Below are 18482 nucleotides of genomic sequence, written 5' to 3' on the forward strand. Positions count from 1 at the left end.
GGTGACTTTGTGAAAACAAAAAAATTCCTATCCATTATCCTTTTCGCCCTATTATTTATGTTTTCAAGCCAGCCCGTACCTGCTGCCGAATATGGAGTGATGAAAAACACCGTTGTCCTGCCCGGGACCGTCAATGAATTAGGAGGGATAGCCGGGCATTATATAGCAGGGCAACTGCAGCAAGGCGATATTCTAACCTTCAGGTTACCCTTGAACTCATTCTGGACCAAAGCCCCCATAGATACCGATGAGTCGACTGCCATGACCTGCTTGCAAAGCAGTGCGGAATGGAGCACAACGACCATGCTGGATGCCGCAAACATGAGGTATGGAACTGATTGCAACTATATTCTGGTTCCGGAGGCACACGCCGGAAATCCCAATGGACTATTCAACGCTGCCAATCCCACCCTGGCAGTAAGTTCCTTAACCAAAGGAGAGGTTTTGCTAGAGGTAATCGCTTTACCCGATAATTCCCAGGATTGCTACCTTTATATTTACTCCAATCGGGTTTACATTGATGACAGCATAGAAGGAGATGTTTGCATAGATATAGACTCCCCCTCTAACCAGGCATTAAAGGCAATACTGCCCGGCGGCTCGATCCCAGCAACCCTGCAAGCAGACAAGTCCCCGGGTAATAATCAATCGCAAAAGGAGCCGGTGCAGGACAATAAAACTCTGGAGAAGGATAGCGGCGGCAGTAGTGATGCGGATAAGGAGGATAAAGCCCAAGCAGCCGTTAGGATAGAGCTTCGCATAGGTCAAAAAAAGGCGGAAGTTAATGGAGAAGAAAAAGAAATAACGCTAGCTCCGTATATCAAGCAAGACAGAACCTATGTCCCTATCAGATTCATTGCCGAAGCTCTGGGTATTGATGATATAAGATGGGAAGCAGAATCAAAGATGATTACGCTCAAACAGGAAAGCAAGATACTGGGGATTGATGTGAGAAACAATACCATAAGCGTAAATGAACAGCTGGCCTATGTAATGGATACATCTATTGAAACCAGTGAATCCGGTTATACTATGGTTCCCATCAGGTATATCGTTCAGGCATTGGGAGCGATTGTTGACTGGAATGCTGATAATAACTCCATTATTCTAACACTTCCAGGCGTTTAAGCAGCGCTTAAACATAAATGAGCCAAATATATGCAAATAATGACAATACCTCCCTTCTCTATAATAAAAGAGGAGGTATTGCTATTATATCCACATAATACCCAAGAAAGAGTTAGATAGTGCTGTACAAGCCCATTTTAACCCATAGAAATCATTTACACCCGATGAATACTATGGTAGAATTCATTTAATCACAGACTTAATTCATCTCATAAAAATTATTAGTTTCCCCATATTTCAGTATTTTCATTCCAATACTTAATTTTTGTAGTGAAACTGCAGCCAGGGTGGTGGTGATAAGAAATTCAAAAACAATTTCTTTTCAAGTGTACGGCGTAGATAAAATAAAATAAATTTTTTCTTTTTTTAGCAGGAAAAATTAATTAAATCGCCAATAACTTATATGGATGTGTATAATTTGGCAGTCTTTAGTTTTGGGCAGAATATCGGGAATTACTACTTTTTCGGTTTTCAAGCTGAGAGGGTAGGGCTTCGATGTCTAAAAAAGCTTGCCATTGGTATCTAATGGAACCCAGGTCTGGGCACAAATCGTCTAATGTATAACAGCCATAGTACTGTCATACATTGGCGAATGGCACATATATAGTAATTATGGGAATGGCTGTGCCCGACTCTTGATAATAAGTAAAGCTTTCATAAAGCTTCGCTTATAGCAATGGAGGTGGTAAACAAAAATCAGTTTCAAGCGGCATTTCGAGTTCAAGTAAGTTGTTTAAGGAGGGAAAAATTTGCGTAAGAGAAGTCATTTGAGCTGGTTAGTGTTAGCCGTATTTACGATGACCATCTTCTTCGGGTCCGGTTTGACCGCTGTGGCGGCTCCCGGTCTGAGTGATGTCCAGGGACACTGGGCTGCTGATACCATTCAAAAAATGGTGGATGCCGGTGTGGTTGCCGGACAGCCGGATGGTACCTTCAAACCGGATAACAACATCAGCAGAGCTGAATTTGCCACCCTGGTGGTAAAAGCATTCAAACTAGAAGAAAAAGCCGGTAAAGTATTTACCGATACCAGTGACCACTGGGCCAAGGCCTTTATTTCCACTGCCAATGCCAACGGTATCGTCAGTGGTTATAGCGACACGGAATTTGGACCCAATGACCCCATCACCCGGGAACAGATGGCCGTTATGATAGTCAAGGCCGCCGGGTGGAAAGCCGAAGGCGCAGCCAAGGTTTTCCCTGATGATGCCAGTATTTCCGCCTGGGCTAAAGAAGCGGTGTCTACTGCTTCGGCACAGGGAGTAATTAAAGGACGCCCCGATGGCAACTTTGATCCCAAAGCCAATGCCACCAGAGCTGAAGCTGCTGTCGTTATCAGCGGCACTTTAGATGTAAAAGCTGCACCGGAAAAACCGGTCGATATATCAACTTTAGACAAAGCTGGTACATATGGACCTGCCAGTGGCAGCCAGGAAATTAACGGGAATGTTACTATTTCCGCTTCTGGTGTCATATTGCAGAATGCCGTAATAACCGGTGACCTCCTCATCGCTGAGGGAGTAGGTTCGGGCGAAGCCACCCTGAAGAACGTAACCGTAAAGGGGACCACTACTATCAAGGGCGGAGAGACGGTTAATTTTGAAAACTGTAAGCTGGGCAAAGTCAATATCAAGAAGGCCGAAGGCAAATCAAATGTGGTTCTTTCCGGAACCACCTCTATTAGCGAATTGCTGGCCAACTCTGCCGTGAAGGTAAGCGGGCAGGGTACTATTGATAAAGCCGTGGTTTATGTAGCCAATGTAGTAATCGAGATGAAGCCGACTGCTTATGAAGTAGCCAGCGGTATCACTGCCAATATCGGCGGCGTAGCTGTAACTGGAACCACTGCTGTTACTTCCGGTGGCGGCGGAGGCAGCAGCGATGACAGCAACCGGGTTAAACCCGTTAATGTTACTCCTCCTGCCGGTGAGGTTCCTGCCGGTACCCAGGTTACTTTGAGTACTGCTACCGCCGGAGCTACCATTTACTATACCCTTGATGGAAGCGTACCGAGCAGCAACAGCACAAAATATACCGCTCCTATTACCATTAATGCGGCAACCACCATCAGGGCTATTGCTATCAAAGTCGGCCAAACCCAGAGCCTGGTTGCAACCTATGCGTATTCAGTTTCCGTACCTGAAGCCAGTGCCAGTGTGGATGTTGCGGTAGGTAGTGGCGCTATGTCCGCATTCAAGACTATTACCGTTAAATCTACAACCGGTCTAAGCGGAGCAGCGAAATACAAAGTCTCAGATGGAACAACTACATCAGCTGTTAAGGATCTGGGAGTATCAGCTGCTTATATGACCAGTGCTGAAAGTGTTACTGTTACCATATTGGCCAGTGACGGAACCACCGTTCTCGGCACCGGCACGCTCAATGTAACAGCAGCCGCCAGCACCAGCATCGCTATTACTGCAGTACAGCCCCCAGTGGGAGATAAAACAGCAGATTGCACCGTGGCAGTTGGAAGCGGTGCCATGGCAGCATTCAAGACCATAACCGTTACATCTACAACCGTAAGCGGAGGAGCGAAATACAAAGTCTCAGATGGAACGACTTCTTCGGCTGTAAAGGATCTGGGAGTAGCGGCTGCTTATATGACCAGTGCTGAAAGTGTTACTGTTACCATATTGGCCAGTGACGGAACCACCGTTCTCGGAATCGGCACCCTTAACGTAACAGCAGCCGCCAGCACTAGCATCGCTATAAGTGGATCCGAAACACCGCCGGAACCGGCAGACAAAAAGGCAGTATGCACCGTGGCAGTTGGAAGTGGTGCCATGGCAGCATTTAAGACCATAACCGTTACATCTACAACTGTAAACGGAGCAGCGAAATACAAAGTCTCAGATGGAACGACTTCTTCGGCTGCAAAGGATTTGGGAGTAGCAGCTGCTTATATGACTAGTGCTGAAAGTGTTACTGTAAGTATACTGGCTAGTGACGGAACCACCGTTCTCGGAACGGGAACCCTTAATGTCGCGTCAGCTGCAAGCGATGTATCCATAGACATTCAATAAGAAAAATGCTTTAGCGACACACAATTACCAGGAAAGGAGGAGTTAAGGTGAAGAAAACGGCCAAGGTAATGTTTATCGCTTGTGTCTTGGTGATGATATATGCAACAGTAGCTGTAGCAGCTGTTCCCTCTGATAGCGTCATTATAGGAAATAAGGCCTTTGCCATAGCGTATTTAACTGACCCGACTCATGCTTCCGAGATACAAGAAGCCTTGGACAATGCCGATCCTGGAAGTATATGGTACAGCATTGACGGCATAACGACAGGATGGACTGGTATTTTTACAGGTAGTTTGGCCACTGCGTCCGAGATAGCTGCTTTTCCTGAGATACAATATAGAGATGCTCAAGGTTCTTTAGCTACTTATGCAGCTGGAAACGGCGATGTGATACCTGGTGGCGGAGATGTTGCCTTTGAGGTAGTGGACATTTATTAGATTGTGTTGAAGGAACCTAAGATGGGAAGGGGCGTTAACAAACTCCCTTCTGGGGAAAACGGATAATTACGGGTTAAAATCCGTTAACCTGGTTCAGTCAGAGGGGAGTTTGAATAATAAGCCTGTTTAAACCCTGACTTAGAATTATGGAGAGGAGGCGGGGTTAAAGGTAAATTGCAATCGCTATACTATCGGGGTTAATAATTATCAGTAGTCACCGACAGTATACAATCAGGATTACTGGAGAGAGATTTCTAAAAAAGGAGGCATATTTAATAGTGATAAAGAGAAGGAATTATAAAGTCATAGCCTTAACTCTAACCTTTTTGATGTTGTTTGCATCAGTAGCATCAGCTGCTATTCCTACAGACAGCGTTATCATTGGGGACAAGGCGTATAGCATTGGCTATGTCACTAATCCCGCCAATGCAGCAGAAATCCAAGCCGCTCTTGACAACCTGGGAACAGGTCAACTTGCCTATAATATTGATGGTCAAACAAGCGGATGGACTTCAATAATGGAGGGTACACCCTTAACAGCAGATCAGATAACAGCTTTACCGCCCATCACTTATAAGAATGATGCCGGTGAAGTGTCTAATTATGCAGCTGGAGACGGCGACTTGATACCGAGCGGCTTGGCTGTTAGCAATGTAGTTGCCGATAATGGCAACATTACTATCACCGTGACAGGTGAAGGCACACCGGTAGAAGGTGATTTCACTTTCGTTTCCAGAATAGGTGATGCAGCAAAGGCTGACCTGGCTGTAAGCAACTTTAACTGGACCGAAGCAACCAAGACGGTTACCTTTACATTTGCACCCTTTGCTGCTACCGATACAGCACAATCAATTGAAATTGGCTGGCAGTATAAAGACAGCAAAGGATGGGCAGCTGCTTTCACAGTTCCAGCAGCAGAAGGGTTGGAAATTACTAATCTAAGTGCTATTAATACGACAACCATCAAGGTTACATTCAGCGGTGAAGTAACTGCCGAGCAAATGGCTGTTGCCAACTACACCGTAAGTAAAGGTACGATTGAATCTGTAGCCAAGACCGGTGATGAGAACAAGGCGGTTGTCTTAACTGTTGCCGGGCTGAACTATGAAGATGCCCTTACTGTAACAGTTGTTAAACCAGCGTACACAAAAGATATCAAGGTACCTAAAATTAGTGACCTTTACGAACTGAAAATTATCTGTGATGCTCCCGGTAATACCATTAAATCTGATGGTGCATCCATGACCATGCTTACTGCTCAGATTATTGAAAAAGCTAACAATGAACCGGTAAAAAGAGATGCCCAAATTCAGTTTAGTGCCACCTTGGGTTCATTATCACAGCCCCAGGTAGCTTTACAAGATGGTAAAGCATCAACCCAATTACGTTCAATTGCATCTCCTACCAGTGTTACTTCTGTAATAACCGGAGTTGTAGCCAGTGCACCTGGTGCTGAGGCTTTTGTGGGTTTGAACGGACAACTTATCGTTAACTTCACACCTGAAGGCGTAGACCCAGGTTCTACAACAATGGTAAGTGCTGTATCTGCAGGAGCAGACCAGGGGGATAGATTCTTCGTTAAGTTCTCCGGCAAGATAGATGCAACTGCCTACAAAGCGGTCGTAACTTCTCCAACATGGATAGCGGCAGGTAAATCAATCTACGGTATTAAATATGTAGATGGCGCCAATGCTAAACAAGTCATTGCCATCAAAGATGTATACAATTTAACTGATGATACCTTGATGTTTGTATTGGATACGGACAGTCCAGGTTCAGTCCAACCAACGTCCAATATGCTGGATGCAGCTTATGCTGGTGCTGGTGCGCCGAACTTCTTAAGAGACAATGTTAACCATACTATTGTAATTCCGGATAATGTTACTGACCTTGTTGTTAACAGTTCCAATATTACATTTATGATGTCAGATGTAACCAAACCGTTTGTATATGGCGTAGAAGCAACCACCTGCATGAATGTAAAAGTTCGTTTCTCTGAAGCCATAGCAGAAGACCTGTCAGAAGGCGCAGCAGGGGCAATTAACGGCAAGTTCACCATTGATGGTAAACAATTAAGGTATATTGCAGTCCCAACACAAGCTAATATTGATGCTGCCAAACTTGCCAATGAAATCATTGTTACCGACTTAAAAGTTGGTTCCTGGTCTGGCCATGATAAAGAAATAGCTAATGACAATAGCAGAAACATGGTCTATATTTCAATTCACAAAGACTTTAAATTACCTTCTGGAACTCATGGTATCCAGATAGCCAATGTAGGTGATTGGGCTGGAATGACCGATAAACCACAAAACATAGTTACCACCCAGACCTTCACCTTTGAGGTAAAACCAGACACTGAGGCACCTACTGTTACTGTAGAGGTACAGTCACCGGAACAGTACTTGATTACATTCTCCAAGCCGGTAGATACTGTAACTGGCAAAACTGTAGTTGATGCCGTAAAGATTTATACCAAAGAAGGCTATACTGCTTCAACGAAGACTGCGTTAACCCAGAACGTCAACTCACTTGCTGGCGACTATGTGATAACCATTGTAGATGAAGAAGGAATGGCCGTTGGTGCTCATTTAGCTACTACTGCCCCCTTAACCGGCGTAAAAAGACTTCTGGTTGAATGCAACCGTGACTGGTCAGTAAGACAGCAAGGCCAGGCCACTGAAAAGGATAACTACTGGAAGTCCGGCCTGAATCCGTTCACATTTGTAATTTCTAATGTTGAATCCCAGACCGGAGTTGCAATGGCTGAAACTGCAATTGATAAGACCCTGCAGTATGACGGGACGTCACCAAACATAGACACCGCTATTGACCTCTATGAAAAATCGCCTAAAAAAGCATATAGAGGGCTAACAGCTAATACTTCCGGACAATTTGTCTTCGTCAAAATGACCGAACCAGTTCAATTAGTTAACAGTAACGGTACTGCGGTATCAGATCCGGTTACCCCCAATCTACAGCAGGATCCGACTCCGGCAGCTTATGGTGCTACTACCGGATTGCCGAGACAAACCTACCGGTTTATCTTTGATGCTAATCCGGATAAAGTAGTTGTAGGTTCTGTTGCTCTTGGTACCCTGGCCGAGGACGATACAACCTTTATCATTGCTCCAAATTCTCAGCTAGATGCAGGTACCTGGACATTGTACATCGAACAGATCTCCGATGACCATGGTAATACCTCCGCAACCATCAATAGGAAAGTTACCGTACCCCAAACTGCACCTACCACAACAGATACCAAAGTAGCATGGGCCGCATTTGATAATAATGCAGCATTGGGAGCTACAGATTATGATTACCTATATGTCAAGTTTACCAAGGTCATGAAAGCCTACACTGCCAATGGTGTAGACGCAACCACCAACTATAAGTTCAGGGGTTATGACCTGCCCGAAGGTTCACAGGTATTCAGAGGCATTGACAACGTTACCGATGATTGGGACGGCGTAACCATCAGAATGCCGAAAACTGCCTGGGATGGCTTAGCCGGTAATTTTTCAACCAATATGGCAGTCGCCAGCAACTTCCAATCTTCTGGTGATGAAGCATTAAGCGGGCCCTTCCAGTTCGAGTTGACTAACAATGCAGGTGGATCAATAGCTGACAAAGACGGTCTAACCGGTGCAAACAAATTTGAAGCTGTATACATTAATGCTGGTACTGCCTTGGTTGGCGGAAAGATTGTTATCCAATCAGTGGCTAAGGATGACGATCCTGCTCCTAATGCAGATGGCGATATTGATACCATCGTAGTGACTACAGACCAAAATTCAACTACTGTGGCCGGCGATTATATCATGGTTAACGGCAAGAAGTTTATTACCGGCGGCGCAGCAGCAGCAGCAACACAAACCTTCGTAGCTAATGGAGCAGTCACTACTGGCTCTGTTGGACCTGAAGAAATTGCCGGAACCACATCAAATGGCCTGGTGATTAAAGCAGCCAATGGAAGTATCATTACTAATCTTGGCAAAGTTGTTGACGCCGCAGGCCCGGCAATAACTGTTATCGGCTGTGTATATGGATCATCAACTATAACAGTTACTTTCTCAGAGGCTATAGATGATAGTACAGTTATTCCTGGCGACTTTAACCTCGGAGGAACTGGTCTTACCGGTGGAACAACAATTAGTTCGGTGAATACTGGTACAACTGCAAATGATAATATCATAGTTCTTAATTTAAGTGCTGCTCAGACACCAGCTGTTGGTCAGACACTTACTGTAGCATTAAGCGCTCCTGGTGTAATCAGCGATAGAAAAAATGTTGTATCAACTCAAACTGTGGCAATAAGTAAAACCTATTAGGGTTTTAGGGTTTGCTGTAACGAGTAATAACAGCTAACCAAATAGCCCCCTGCTCACGCAGGGGGCTATTTTTTTGGGGCAAACACAGGGACGGTTCTTTGTTTGAGGAACCATGGGGACAGTCCCCGCGGTCTGCCGGAGGAATAATGCAGTCAGTCAACAGGAGTGGACAGGGGGACAGGAACCTTGTCCACTTATGGCCTGCCACTTGCTACGGGAACGCTTCTGAGATTTTGGGCTGGTATATACGATTCCCACTAGTTTAAGGTCGTCACTAGGAGCCTCCTGCCACGTGCTCTGCGGGGATCATCGGATAGCAATGATGCGAAATTGTCGGTTTGTAGCTAACGCTTTACGAATTACCATGGGTAAGCTATAATCAGAGCAAAAGAAGGGATAGTGATGAAACATATTAATGCGTCCCGAAACTGTGGAATGGTTACGGCAATCAGATTATGATATCGGTACGGCAGAAGCAATGTATAATATAATACTAGCAGGTACGTTTATACTGCATTTATGTGCCAGTTGGCAATCGAAAAAGCTATTAAGGGCTTAATTGTTGAACGAACTGGGGATATTCCACCCAAAACGCATAACCTTATTCAATTAGTGAAGATTGCTAAGGTAGAACTCTCTGAATCTCAGTTAGAGTTCATTGCAGTTCTTAACATGGCTGGAGTTGGAGCACGTTACCCTGATATGTTGGATGTTGGACGATGCTATCAAGCGTTATCCCAAAGAGGTTGTTTGGGATTATCTAACCAAGACCAAGGAAGTGGTACAATGGTTACTGCAGCAAATCAAGTCAACTCAATAGTTTGGGCCTTTGTGGCTGCTGTAGAAGCACAAGGGATTACCGTTGAAAGAGCATTGTTATTTGGTTCACAAGCCAGGGGAGATGCTAGGAAAGACAGCGATTTTGATCTGATAGTAATATCGCCCGATTTTGCTGCAATGCCTGGCTGGCGCCGATGGGAAGTGTTAGGTAAAGCAGCGGCAAAAGTTATGGAACCGATTGAGGCCTTGGCTTATAGTCCCGAGGAAGTAGCCAATGCATTGCAGCGAGACGGTAATTTTTTGCGCCACATGCACACAAACAAAGGGACGGTTCTTTGTTTGAGCACAAACAAAGGGACGGTTCTTTGTTTGGCGGCAGAACTCCTTTATTTTATAATTTAATGGATTAGGGGTGAGAAGTAATAGGACAGGTGCCAGGCAGTGCGGCCGAGCTAGGCTGCATCATATAACGGGTGGGAATCCCGTCCGGTAAGGTTAGCCAACCGCCGGTAATTAGTCTTGGAGGGCAGAGGGTAACCGCTGTCTTTAAGCGTAGACAAACAAGCAAACGGGCCGAAAGCAGTAGCTGAAGGTGTTGAGCCCCGAAATACCGAACATGGGAAGGCAGATGCTATTGCCTGAGCAGAATGCAACATCCTGGAAGTCGATAAGGCTAGACGACAGGACTTCCCCGGGGTCGGAGGCCTCGGCACGTTTGACATCGTTATGATGTAGTAACTCGGGAGATCCTATTTTCTCTTCTCCAGCCACGGAGGAGTATGACCGACAAGTGATAATAAGCGAGGGAGTCAAATGGGAAATAGGAAGTCGGATCATTGCGTAATACTGATGATAACGGGTAATGCCGGAGGAGGGAAGGCAATGACACAATGGAGCCCTTACAGGGGACACATTTACCACACCGGAGGTGGAGACAAAGTTAAATGGAAACAGGACTTGTAAGGATAGCAGAGATAGCTAGACAGAACCCGAAAGAACGATTCACAGCCTTGATACATCATATCAATCATGAAACACTGAAAGAGTGTCATCTAGAGATCAGTGGATCAAAGGCAAGTGGAGTAGATCAGGTGACAAAACAAGCGTACGAGGAAAATCTTGAAGCCAACATAGCAGACCTGATCGGAAGAATGAAGCGGCAGGCGTATAAACCCCAGCCAGTGCGAAGGGTATATATCCCTAAAGAAGGCAGCAACAAAAGGCGGCCCCTGGGAATACCTAGTTATGAGGATAAACTAGTGCAGAAAGGACTTGCAAGGATACTCAATACAATCTATGAGCAAGATTTTCTGGACTGTTCCTTTGGATTCAGACCTGGCAGAGGCTGTCACGATGCATTAAAGGTACTAAATCACATCATTGAGAGAAAGAAAGTAAACTATATAGTCGATGCAGACATCCGCGGCTTCTTCGATCACGTCGATCATGAATGGATGATGAAATTCTTAGAATTGCGCATAGCTGACCCTAATTTACTGCGCCTGATTAAAAGGTTTCTTAAAGCAGGGGTAATGGAAGCAGGAATCGTGTACGACACACCTAAAGGAACACCACAGGGTGGTATAGTATCACCAATACTTGCGAATATATATTTACATTATGTGCTGGATCTATGGTTTGAAAAGGTAGTAAAGAAAAGGTGTCAAGGTGAAGCATACTTGGTAAGATATGCCGATGATTTTGTGTGCTGTTTTCAGAACAAAAGCGATGCGGAATGGTTCTATGCGAACCTGCGGGAAAGACTGAACAAGTTCAATCTGGAAGTAGCAGAGGAGAAAACCCGTATTATAGCTTTTGGGCGCTTTGCAGATAAAGAGAGTAAAAAGCAAGGAAGGAAGAAACCAGATACATTTGATTTCCTGGGGTTTACTCACTACTGCAGTAAAAGCAAGAAAGGCTGGTTTCGGGTAAAACGGAAAACAAGCCAAAAGAAATATCGAAGCAGTCTGCTTAAATGCAAAACATGGCTTAGGAAGCACCTAATTTCACCCACGGATTATGTAATAGAGATGTTACAAATTAAACTGCAGGGATACTACAGATATTACGGAATAACAGATAACTCCACGGCATTAAGAAACTTTTGTGACAAAGTACGAAGAATGTTATTCAAATGGTTCAACCGCCGTAGCCAGCGCAAAAGCATGAACTGGGATAAATATGTACGCTTTCTTAATAAACACCCGTTACCAAAGGGAAGAATTTATGTAGATATATATGACGTAAGGCCCGAGCTGCTGAGTTATCTAAAGTGAATGACATTGTGAGGAGCCGTGTGCGTTAATTGCGCAAGCACGGTTCTGTGAGGAGCATAATGCCAATCAGCCATGGAGCAAATATTGTGACACTCTCAGAGGAAACGGAGAGCAACAGATTAACACAAAGCGTCTCCTAAAGCTGAAAGGCATATGTTTACTCGACCTTAAGTTGTTAAGTTATTGCAGGAGAATAAATAATGCTATAATATCAGGCCAAATGATATAATGAAAACAGGCAGGTGATATAATGAAAATCCAAAATCCCCATGATAGATTCTTCAAAGAAACCTTAGGCAAGGTGGAGGTAGCAAAGGACTTCTTAAATAATTATCTGCCGGGAAACATTATTAAAGTCATAGATGTAGATACCCTGGAACCCCAAAAGGACAGCTTTATAAATAAGGAATTGCAAGAAGGTTTTTCCGATTTGCTTTTTAAGGCCAATATAAACAACAGGGAAGGATATATTTATTTTCTCTTTGAACATAAAAGCTATACCAGAAAAGACATTGCTTTTCAATTGTTAAGGTATATGATGGAAATCTGGGAAACTAAAAGCAAAAAAGAAAAAGCTGATGAGCTGCCGGTGATAATACCGCTGGTAGTATACCATGGCAAAAGCAACACAAGGGGACAGTTCTATTGTGTTGTTATTTTCATCTTGCCATGTTAGGATAAAAACAAGGGGTGCAGAAATGGCAAGAACCGCTAGAAAGGAAAGTCGTACTGGGATTTATCATGTGATGTTAAGGGGTATTAACCGTCAAATAATTTTTGAGGATGATGAGGATTATCAAAAGTTTCTGTGGATAATAAAAGATACCAAAGAAAAAAGTGGCTATGAGATATATGCCTACTGTCTCATGAGTAATCACATTCATTTATTGTTAAAGGAAGTCACGGAAGACCTGGGGATAGTATTTAGAAGGATTGGTGCCAGTTACGTGTATTGGTATAACTGGAAGTATAGCCGCCGAGGTCATTTGTTCCAGGCTCGCTATAAAAGTGAGGCAGTTGAAATGGACAGCTATTTTTTAACGGTGCTTCGCTACATTCACCAAAACCCATATAAGGCGGGTATTGTAAAGAATATAGCCGATTACCCATGGAGCAGCTATGGGGAATATGTCGGAGAGCCAAGAATTTGTGATGTAGAATTTGCTCTCAATATGTTTTCGACCAACAGGGTGAATGCGGTAAAATTGTTTAAGGAGTTCAATTTAGTGGAGAACCAGGATCGGTGCTTGGACTATGATCAAGATGCAAGACTAAATGATACCGAGGCTAGCAATTTTATTAGGAGCATCTCTGGTGTCCAAAGCCCAACGGAAATTCAAGGGTTTAAAAAAGATAAACGTAATGAAGTTATCAAAGAGTGTAAGGCCAAGGGTCTGTCTATCAGGCAAATTGAGCGGCTAACCGGTGTTAGTTTTGGGGTGATACGAACAATATAAGGGAATATCGCATAGACAGGATGTTTGGCGGCTATTACCAGCCAAGCAGGTAGGCTAAAGCCAAGGGACTTGTTGTAACTGCCAAATAAAAATGAAAAAACACAAGGGGACACTGGGTACGGTGGATGATAGACTTGGTGATTTTGGTGTGCTCGATGAAGATGATGATGACTTTTCTGCGGCGGACTTCTTTGCAGCCCAAGAGACAGCCGCATCCCCGGTATTCGGGAAAGATACCACCGGGAATGTTTTCTAAATAGGGATGAAGCTTCGCTTATTCGTTTTGAAATTGCTTATGGACAGGGTTACCAGCATGCTTCCCCAGCACCACCATGACCAACCAACTTTACATCGGCCAGACAGTTTTAAACTTCGAGCCTTGGCTATACCATTCAGATAGAGAGGGTCAGAGAACACTTCCTGCAAGCCAAGCAAGACCCGGCGGAGGAAGCGTTGTTCAAACAGCTGCGGCTGAATATGGCTAAAACAACAAATCAAATGGATGCCCATGGATACCTGGGAAAAGTGCGCTCATCCGGTAGACCCGGATTTACTCAAAGGCCGGGTGTGTTTCGGTGGCCTGGACTTATCCAGTACCACCGATATTACCGCCTTTGTATTAGTTTTTCCGCCGGTGGAAGGTGACGATAAATATTATGTTCTCCCCTACTTTTGGCTACCGGAAGAAACATTGGATTTACGGGTGCGCCGGGATCATGTGCCGTATGATATCTGGCGACAGCAGGGATACCTTTTAACCACTGAAGGTAATGTGATTCATTACGGCTTCATCAAAAAATTCATCGAAGACCTGGGCCAGGACTACAATATCCAAGAAATCGCCTTTGACCGCTGGGGTGCGGTGCAAATGGTGCAGAACCTGGAGGGTGCTGGTTTCACTGTGGTGCCTTTTGGCCAGGGGTTTAAGGATATGTCACCACCCACCAAGGAATTGATGAAGCTAGCCTTGGAGAAAAGAATCGCTCACGGCGGCCACCCGGTATTATCCTGGATGATGGACAACATCCATATCCGTACCGACCCTGCCGGTAATATCAAACCGGACAAGGCCAAAAGCACAGAAAAGATTGACGGGGCGGTAGCCATGATCATGGCTTTATACCGGTGTATCCGGCATAAAGGAGTGAGCGAAAAGTCGGTCTATGATGAGCGGGGGTTGCTAGCGTTTTAAACCTGCGGATATATTGCATATCGCAATACAAAATGGTAAAATATAAATACCAAGAAGGAGGCGATATGTATGGCGAAAACTACAAGTATTTTTGCTCGTGTTGAGCCGGAAATAAAAGAACAAGCAGAAATGGTGTTAAATAAACTTGGCATACCTATGTCAAATGCTATTAATATTTTTTTAAGACAGGTTGTTTTGCAAAACGGGCTACCATTTGAAGTTAAAATTACACATAATAGACCTCTTGCAGTTGAGGATTTAACACCTGAAGAGTTTAACAATGAAATTGAAAAAGGGTTTAATGATTTAAGGGCAGGCAGAGTTGTATCTGCGGATAAGGTAGCCGAGCGTATCAATAGGGAATATGGGCATGAGTTATAAAATTATTTATACCGAAGAATCAGAGCAGGATCTTGTAAATGTTTACAGGTATATTGCAATGAATTTATTAGTGCCAGAAACTGCGAAAAAGCAAATCGATAGAATTATGAATGCAATTAAAGGCCTGGATGAATTGCCCTTGCGGCATAAACTCTACCAAGACGAACCATGGCACAGTAAGGGTTTGAGAGTTCTTCCAGTGGATAGCTATCTTGTATTTTATATAGTAATTGAAGAAGAAAAAACGGTTGCAATAGTAAGAATAATGTATGGTGGACATAATATAGATTTGCAATTGTCTAACACAAAAATTGTTGATTAAATAATAAAATCCCTAATTGGCATCTCAATTGAGATGCTTTTTTCATGCCCAAGTAGTATCTCGGAAACTCAACAGCTGATTAGGGATAAGTTGGAAAAACCAACAGACAAAGCTCTTTGACAACTTCACATAGCTAAAATAAGCAAAAGAAAAAGAGTAGCTACCAGAAAAAGGTAGTAGGAAAGTAGCCGGCGTTTCAAAGATTTTTTAAACCCGGAAAAACTAACAGCCTGCAGTTCTTGGGAACATGTTATTAGGCTGCTTTCGAGATAGTCTTAATACCAACCTCCGAAAGAATAGAAGGCTTCAATAAGGCAACTTGAGCATCCAAGTGCTGGTTTAGAGCCGCTATAGTTGCCTGCCAAAACCACCGTTTATTGCTGCGGCAACGGGCATTCTCAATCTTGTAATCAACCAGGATTCTTTTGAAGGTACGCTCCACGGTACTTCTGCGAGCATAAATAGCCTTCCAAGCCTTGGAGCCGCGAGGAATAGGAGTAAAAATACGCAAATCCCAGTCAGGTTTGGTGTAAACCACACGACCATATTTACTAGGTGAACATTCCGGAGATTTAGGACATTTACTCCTGTCTTTGTAATGAGGGCAACGCCACTTAATACGGCACCGGTCATTGTTAAAACCCCAGTTGAGCATGGGCAAGTTAGCAATGCAGATGGGAACCCCGTTGTCATTGACAGTAAGTGGTCCAGAATAAATATTATGACCTTTGTTACGCTTATTAAGATCAATAAAAGCTTGAGTATGATTGGCATTTAGCAGGCGATAGATATCATAAACATCATGGGCTGAATCTAAAAGGGCTTTACTAAACTTAAATTCAGGATAGAGCTTAAGTAGTTCAACCCAGGCGAAGACAAAAGTTACACTGTCATGACGGGAACCCTGTACGAAACGGAGATAAATAGGCAGGTCATTAAAAGAATCTGCCGAAGTAATAGAGTACAGGGTGTGTCCGTAAAACCATTGTTCATGATAACTATCCCAACCCCAATTAGCAGTTGGGTCGGTAAAAGAGCGCTCACATTGGCAGTGGTAGATGCCTTGAGCAGGGCATTGGCAGAGCTTTTTACCACGGGGACTGGCGCCAGTTCGGACTGGGGAACCGTCACCGGAAATGGCCAGGTTATCAGGATTACCGAGCAGACCGAGCTTGGATGATGGGATAACGGCACACTCTTTTAATATGGCCTGCAAAACCCTTTCCGGTCTTTTCTCAATGACACATCCTTGTAAAGCTTTGTCTACCAGTTTTTTAATGATACCAGGGTGTTTGGGTTTAAGTTTATCGCCGGATTTAGGGCGTTTACGGCCTTTAGACGGTGGTACTTTAACAGCTTTTTGGGGAGCATCAGCCAGCCACAACCGGGCCAGCAAATCGTAAAAAGTTCCAACACCGGGTGTTTGTCCTTCAAAACCACAGATAGCAGCCAGGACCAGAGAAGACCTTAAAACAGCCACAAATTTCGTAGGATCCTGGGTTTTACAATGAAGCATAACAACCAAAGCCCTGAATAGTTCGGGTTGGTTATGGGCAGGGCGTCCAATTAGAGAATACATCGGAGCAACAATTTCTTTCAAGGGATCAAGATTTAAGACATAGACCTTTTCGACAAGAGAACCATAAAACCGAATTTCGGCCTCATGTTCCGGCACTAAAGAGATAAGCTTGGATTTCAGCCAGAGTTGGTAATCATCATGAGTTCGCCAATAACCTAACAAAATATCGCCTCCGCTCAATCAATTAGAGATAAAAAATACCTCAATCAATTGTGGAGGGAACTAATGTTTGTCAAGTCCCAATTTTAAATTATATTGCTTGTTTTAGCTATGTGGGGTTGGGGGAGTTATTGGGGGTGATCCACATTTATCCAGACTTGAACCAGTTGTTACAACTGGATTGAGACTTTCCGAGAATCTACGCCCAATTTTAAGGAGGTGAGATTCCTTATATGAAAATACCTATCCTGTGGAACCTGTTTAAATCCAGGGCCAGTCCTAAAAACAGCTTCTGGCAAAACACCTATACCTTTTTCTTTGGCCCTACGCCTAGCGGTAAAACCGTTAACGAGCGCACGGCCATGGCCACATCAGCGGTTTATGCCTGTGTGCGAGTATTGTCGGAAACCATTGCTTCACTGCCCCTCCAAGTTTATTACGGTGCCAGGCAGTGCGGCCGAGCTAGGCTGCATCATATAACGGGTGGGAATCCCGTCCGGTAAGGTTAGCCAACCGCCGGTAATTAGTCTTGGAGGGCAGAGGGTAACCGCTGTCTTTAAGCGTAGACAAACAAGCAAACGGGCCGAAAGCAGTAGCTGAAGGTGTTGAGCCCCGAAATACCGAACATGGGAAGGCAGATGCTATTGCCTGAGCAGAATGCAACATCCTGGAAGTCGATAAGGCTAGACGACAGGACTTCCCCGGAGTCGGAGGCCTCGGCACGTTTGACATCGTTATGATGTAGTAACTCGGGAGATCCTATTTTCTCTTCTCCAGCCACGGAGGAGTATGACCGACAAGTGATAATAAGCGAGGGAGTCAAATGGGAAATAGGAAGTCGGATCATTGCGTAATACTGATGATAACGGGTAATGCCGGAGGAGGGAAGGCAATGACACAATGGAGCCCTTACAGGGGACACATTTACCACACCGGAGGTGGAGACAAAGTTAAATGGAAACAGGACTTGTAAGGATAGCAGAGATAGCTAGACAGAACCCGAAAGAACGATTCACAGCCTTGATACATCATATCAATCATGAAACACTGAAAGAGTGTCATCTAGAGATCAGTGGATCAAAGGCAAGTGGAGTAGATCAGGTGACAAAACAAGCGTACGAGGAAAATCTTGAAGCCAACATAGCAGACCTGATCGGAAGAATGAAGCGGCAGGCGTATAAACCCCAGCCAGTGCGAAGGGTATATATCCCTAAAGAAGGCAGCAACAAAAGGCGGCCCCTGGGAATACCTAGTTATGAGGATAAACTAGTGCAGAAAGGACTTGCAAGGATACTCAATACAATCTATGAGCAAGATTTTCTGGACTGTTCCTTTGGATTCGGGTATTTGTATAATTTTGTGTAAATGGATTTTTCCATTGTATTTATTCTGGGTATAGTATTTCCAGCTAGTG

General features: G+C 44.2%; 14 protein-coding genes and 2 pseudogenes. 15 read left to right on the forward strand and 1 reads right to left on the reverse strand.

The annotated features are described in order from the left end of the window. Positions 1-9: 9 nt before the first annotated feature. The 13 genes and pseudogenes from SWOL_RS00765 (at position 10) to SWOL_RS00815 (ending at position 15330) form a co-directional block, all read left to right on the forward strand. Positions 10-1128, forward strand: a complete 1119-nt coding sequence (locus SWOL_RS00765; protein ID WP_011639606.1) for a copper amine oxidase N-terminal domain-containing protein — start codon at positions 10-12, stop codon at positions 1126-1128. Positions 1129-1877: 749 nt separating this feature from the next. Next, positions 1878-4154 (forward strand): S-layer homology domain-containing protein, encoded by a 2277-nt coding sequence (locus SWOL_RS13360; RefSeq protein ID WP_011639607.1) that lies wholly within the window; start codon positions 1878-1880, stop codon positions 4152-4154. Between the two features lie 47 nt (positions 4155-4201). Beyond that, complete coding sequence (locus SWOL_RS00775) at positions 4202-4591, forward strand: hypothetical protein (protein WP_011639608.1); 390 nt, start codon at positions 4202-4204, stop codon at positions 4589-4591. 278 nt (positions 4592-4869) lie between these two features. Then, a complete protein-coding gene (locus tag SWOL_RS00780; RefSeq protein ID WP_011639609.1) occupies positions 4870-8922 on the forward strand; it encodes a hypothetical protein in 4053 nt (1350 codons plus the stop codon). A 501-nt stretch (positions 8923-9423) separates the two neighbouring features. Next, positions 9424-9615, forward strand: a pseudogene (locus SWOL_RS15020) (HEPN domain-containing protein); the annotation flags it as partial. 93 nt (positions 9616-9708) lie between these two features. Then, positions 9709-10104 carry a nucleotidyltransferase domain-containing protein gene (locus SWOL_RS15025; protein ID WP_011639610.1) on the forward strand — a complete coding sequence of 132 codons (396 nt, stop codon included), beginning with the start codon at positions 9709-9711 and terminating at the stop codon, positions 10102-10104. Positions 10105-10646: 542 nt separating this feature from the next. After that, positions 10647-11978 (forward strand): group II intron reverse transcriptase/maturase, encoded by a 1332-nt coding sequence (ltrA, locus tag SWOL_RS00790; protein WP_011639611.1) that lies wholly within the window; start codon positions 10647-10649, stop codon positions 11976-11978. Between the two features lie 250 nt (positions 11979-12228). Further along, a complete protein-coding gene (locus SWOL_RS00795; protein ID WP_011639612.1) occupies positions 12229-12654 on the forward strand; it encodes an Rpn family recombination-promoting nuclease/putative transposase in 426 nt (141 codons plus the stop codon). 22 nt (positions 12655-12676) lie between these two features. Then, positions 12677-13435 carry a transposase gene (locus tag SWOL_RS00800; protein WP_041427246.1) on the forward strand — a complete coding sequence of 253 codons (759 nt, stop codon included), beginning with the start codon at positions 12677-12679 and terminating at the stop codon, positions 13433-13435. Between the two features lie 91 nt (positions 13436-13526). After that, entirely contained in the window at positions 13527-13691 is a 165-nt protein-coding gene (locus SWOL_RS14670) for a hypothetical protein (RefSeq protein ID WP_155814091.1), read from the forward strand. Positions 13692-13810: 119 nt separating this feature from the next. Beyond that, positions 13811-14627 (forward strand): annotated as a pseudogene (locus tag SWOL_RS00805) (terminase TerL endonuclease subunit); the annotation flags it as partial. Positions 14628-14696: 69 nt separating this feature from the next. Continuing rightward, positions 14697-15008 carry a type II toxin-antitoxin system RelB/DinJ family antitoxin gene (locus tag SWOL_RS00810; RefSeq protein ID WP_011639615.1) on the forward strand — a complete coding sequence of 104 codons (312 nt, stop codon included), beginning with the start codon at positions 14697-14699 and terminating at the stop codon, positions 15006-15008. Further along, positions 14998-15330 carry a type II toxin-antitoxin system RelE/ParE family toxin gene (locus SWOL_RS00815; protein WP_041427248.1) on the forward strand — a complete coding sequence of 111 codons (333 nt, stop codon included), beginning with the start codon at positions 14998-15000 and terminating at the stop codon, positions 15328-15330. Before SWOL_RS00810 ends, SWOL_RS00815 begins: the two co-directional genes overlap by 11 nt. Positions 15331-15583: 253 nt before the next feature. On the opposite strand, the gene SWOL_RS13365 is transcribed toward SWOL_RS00815, so the two are convergent. Next, positions 15584-17071, reverse strand: a complete 1488-nt coding sequence (locus tag SWOL_RS13365) for a transposase (protein WP_041427249.1) — start codon at positions 17069-17071, stop codon at positions 15584-15586. Positions 17072-17301: 230 nt separating this feature from the next. Between SWOL_RS13365 and SWOL_RS00825 the strand changes: the two genes are divergently transcribed. Continuing rightward, the gene (locus SWOL_RS00825) at positions 17302-17571 is read left to right on the forward strand and encodes a phage portal protein (protein ID WP_011639618.1); all 270 of its coding nucleotides are present in this window, start codon (positions 17302-17304) and stop codon (positions 17569-17571) included. 451 nt (positions 17572-18022) lie between these two features. Then, positions 18023-18433: a reverse transcriptase family protein gene (locus tag SWOL_RS00830; protein WP_011639619.1), complete on the forward strand. Its 411-nt coding sequence runs from the start codon at positions 18023-18025 to the stop codon at positions 18431-18433. Positions 18434-18482 lie beyond the last annotated feature (49 nt).

Source organism: Syntrophomonas wolfei subsp. wolfei str. Goettingen G311 (genome assembly GCF_000014725.1).
GTDB lineage: Bacteria > Bacillota > Syntrophomonadia > Syntrophomonadales > Syntrophomonadaceae > Syntrophomonas > Syntrophomonas wolfei.

What these genes read in the sequence shown, in the direction of transcription:
- SWOL_RS15025 (WP_011639610.1), top strand. Translation starts at nt 9,709, where the DNA reads ATGGTTACTGCAGCAAATCAAGTCAACTCAATAGTTTGGGCCTTTGTG.
- ltrA (WP_011639611.1), top strand. Translation starts at nt 10,647, where the DNA reads ATGGAAACAGGACTTGTAAGGATAGCAGAGATAGCTAGACAGAACCCG.
- SWOL_RS00795 (WP_011639612.1), top strand. Translation starts at nt 12,229, where the DNA reads ATGAAAATCCAAAATCCCCATGATAGATTCTTCAAAGAAACCTTAGGC.
- SWOL_RS00800 (WP_041427246.1), top strand. Translation starts at nt 12,677, where the DNA reads ATGGCAAGAACCGCTAGAAAGGAAAGTCGTACTGGGATTTATCATGTG.
- SWOL_RS14670 (WP_155814091.1), top strand. Translation starts at nt 13,527, where the DNA reads ATGAAAAAACACAAGGGGACACTGGGTACGGTGGATGATAGACTTGGT.
- SWOL_RS00810 (WP_011639615.1), top strand. Translation starts at nt 14,697, where the DNA reads ATGGCGAAAACTACAAGTATTTTTGCTCGTGTTGAGCCGGAAATAAAA.
- SWOL_RS00815 (WP_041427248.1), top strand. Translation starts at nt 14,998, where the DNA reads ATGAGTTATAAAATTATTTATACCGAAGAATCAGAGCAGGATCTTGTA.
- SWOL_RS00825 (WP_011639618.1), top strand. Translation starts at nt 17,302, where the DNA reads ATGAAAATACCTATCCTGTGGAACCTGTTTAAATCCAGGGCCAGTCCT.
- SWOL_RS00830 (WP_011639619.1), top strand. Translation starts at nt 18,023, where the DNA reads ATGGAAACAGGACTTGTAAGGATAGCAGAGATAGCTAGACAGAACCCG.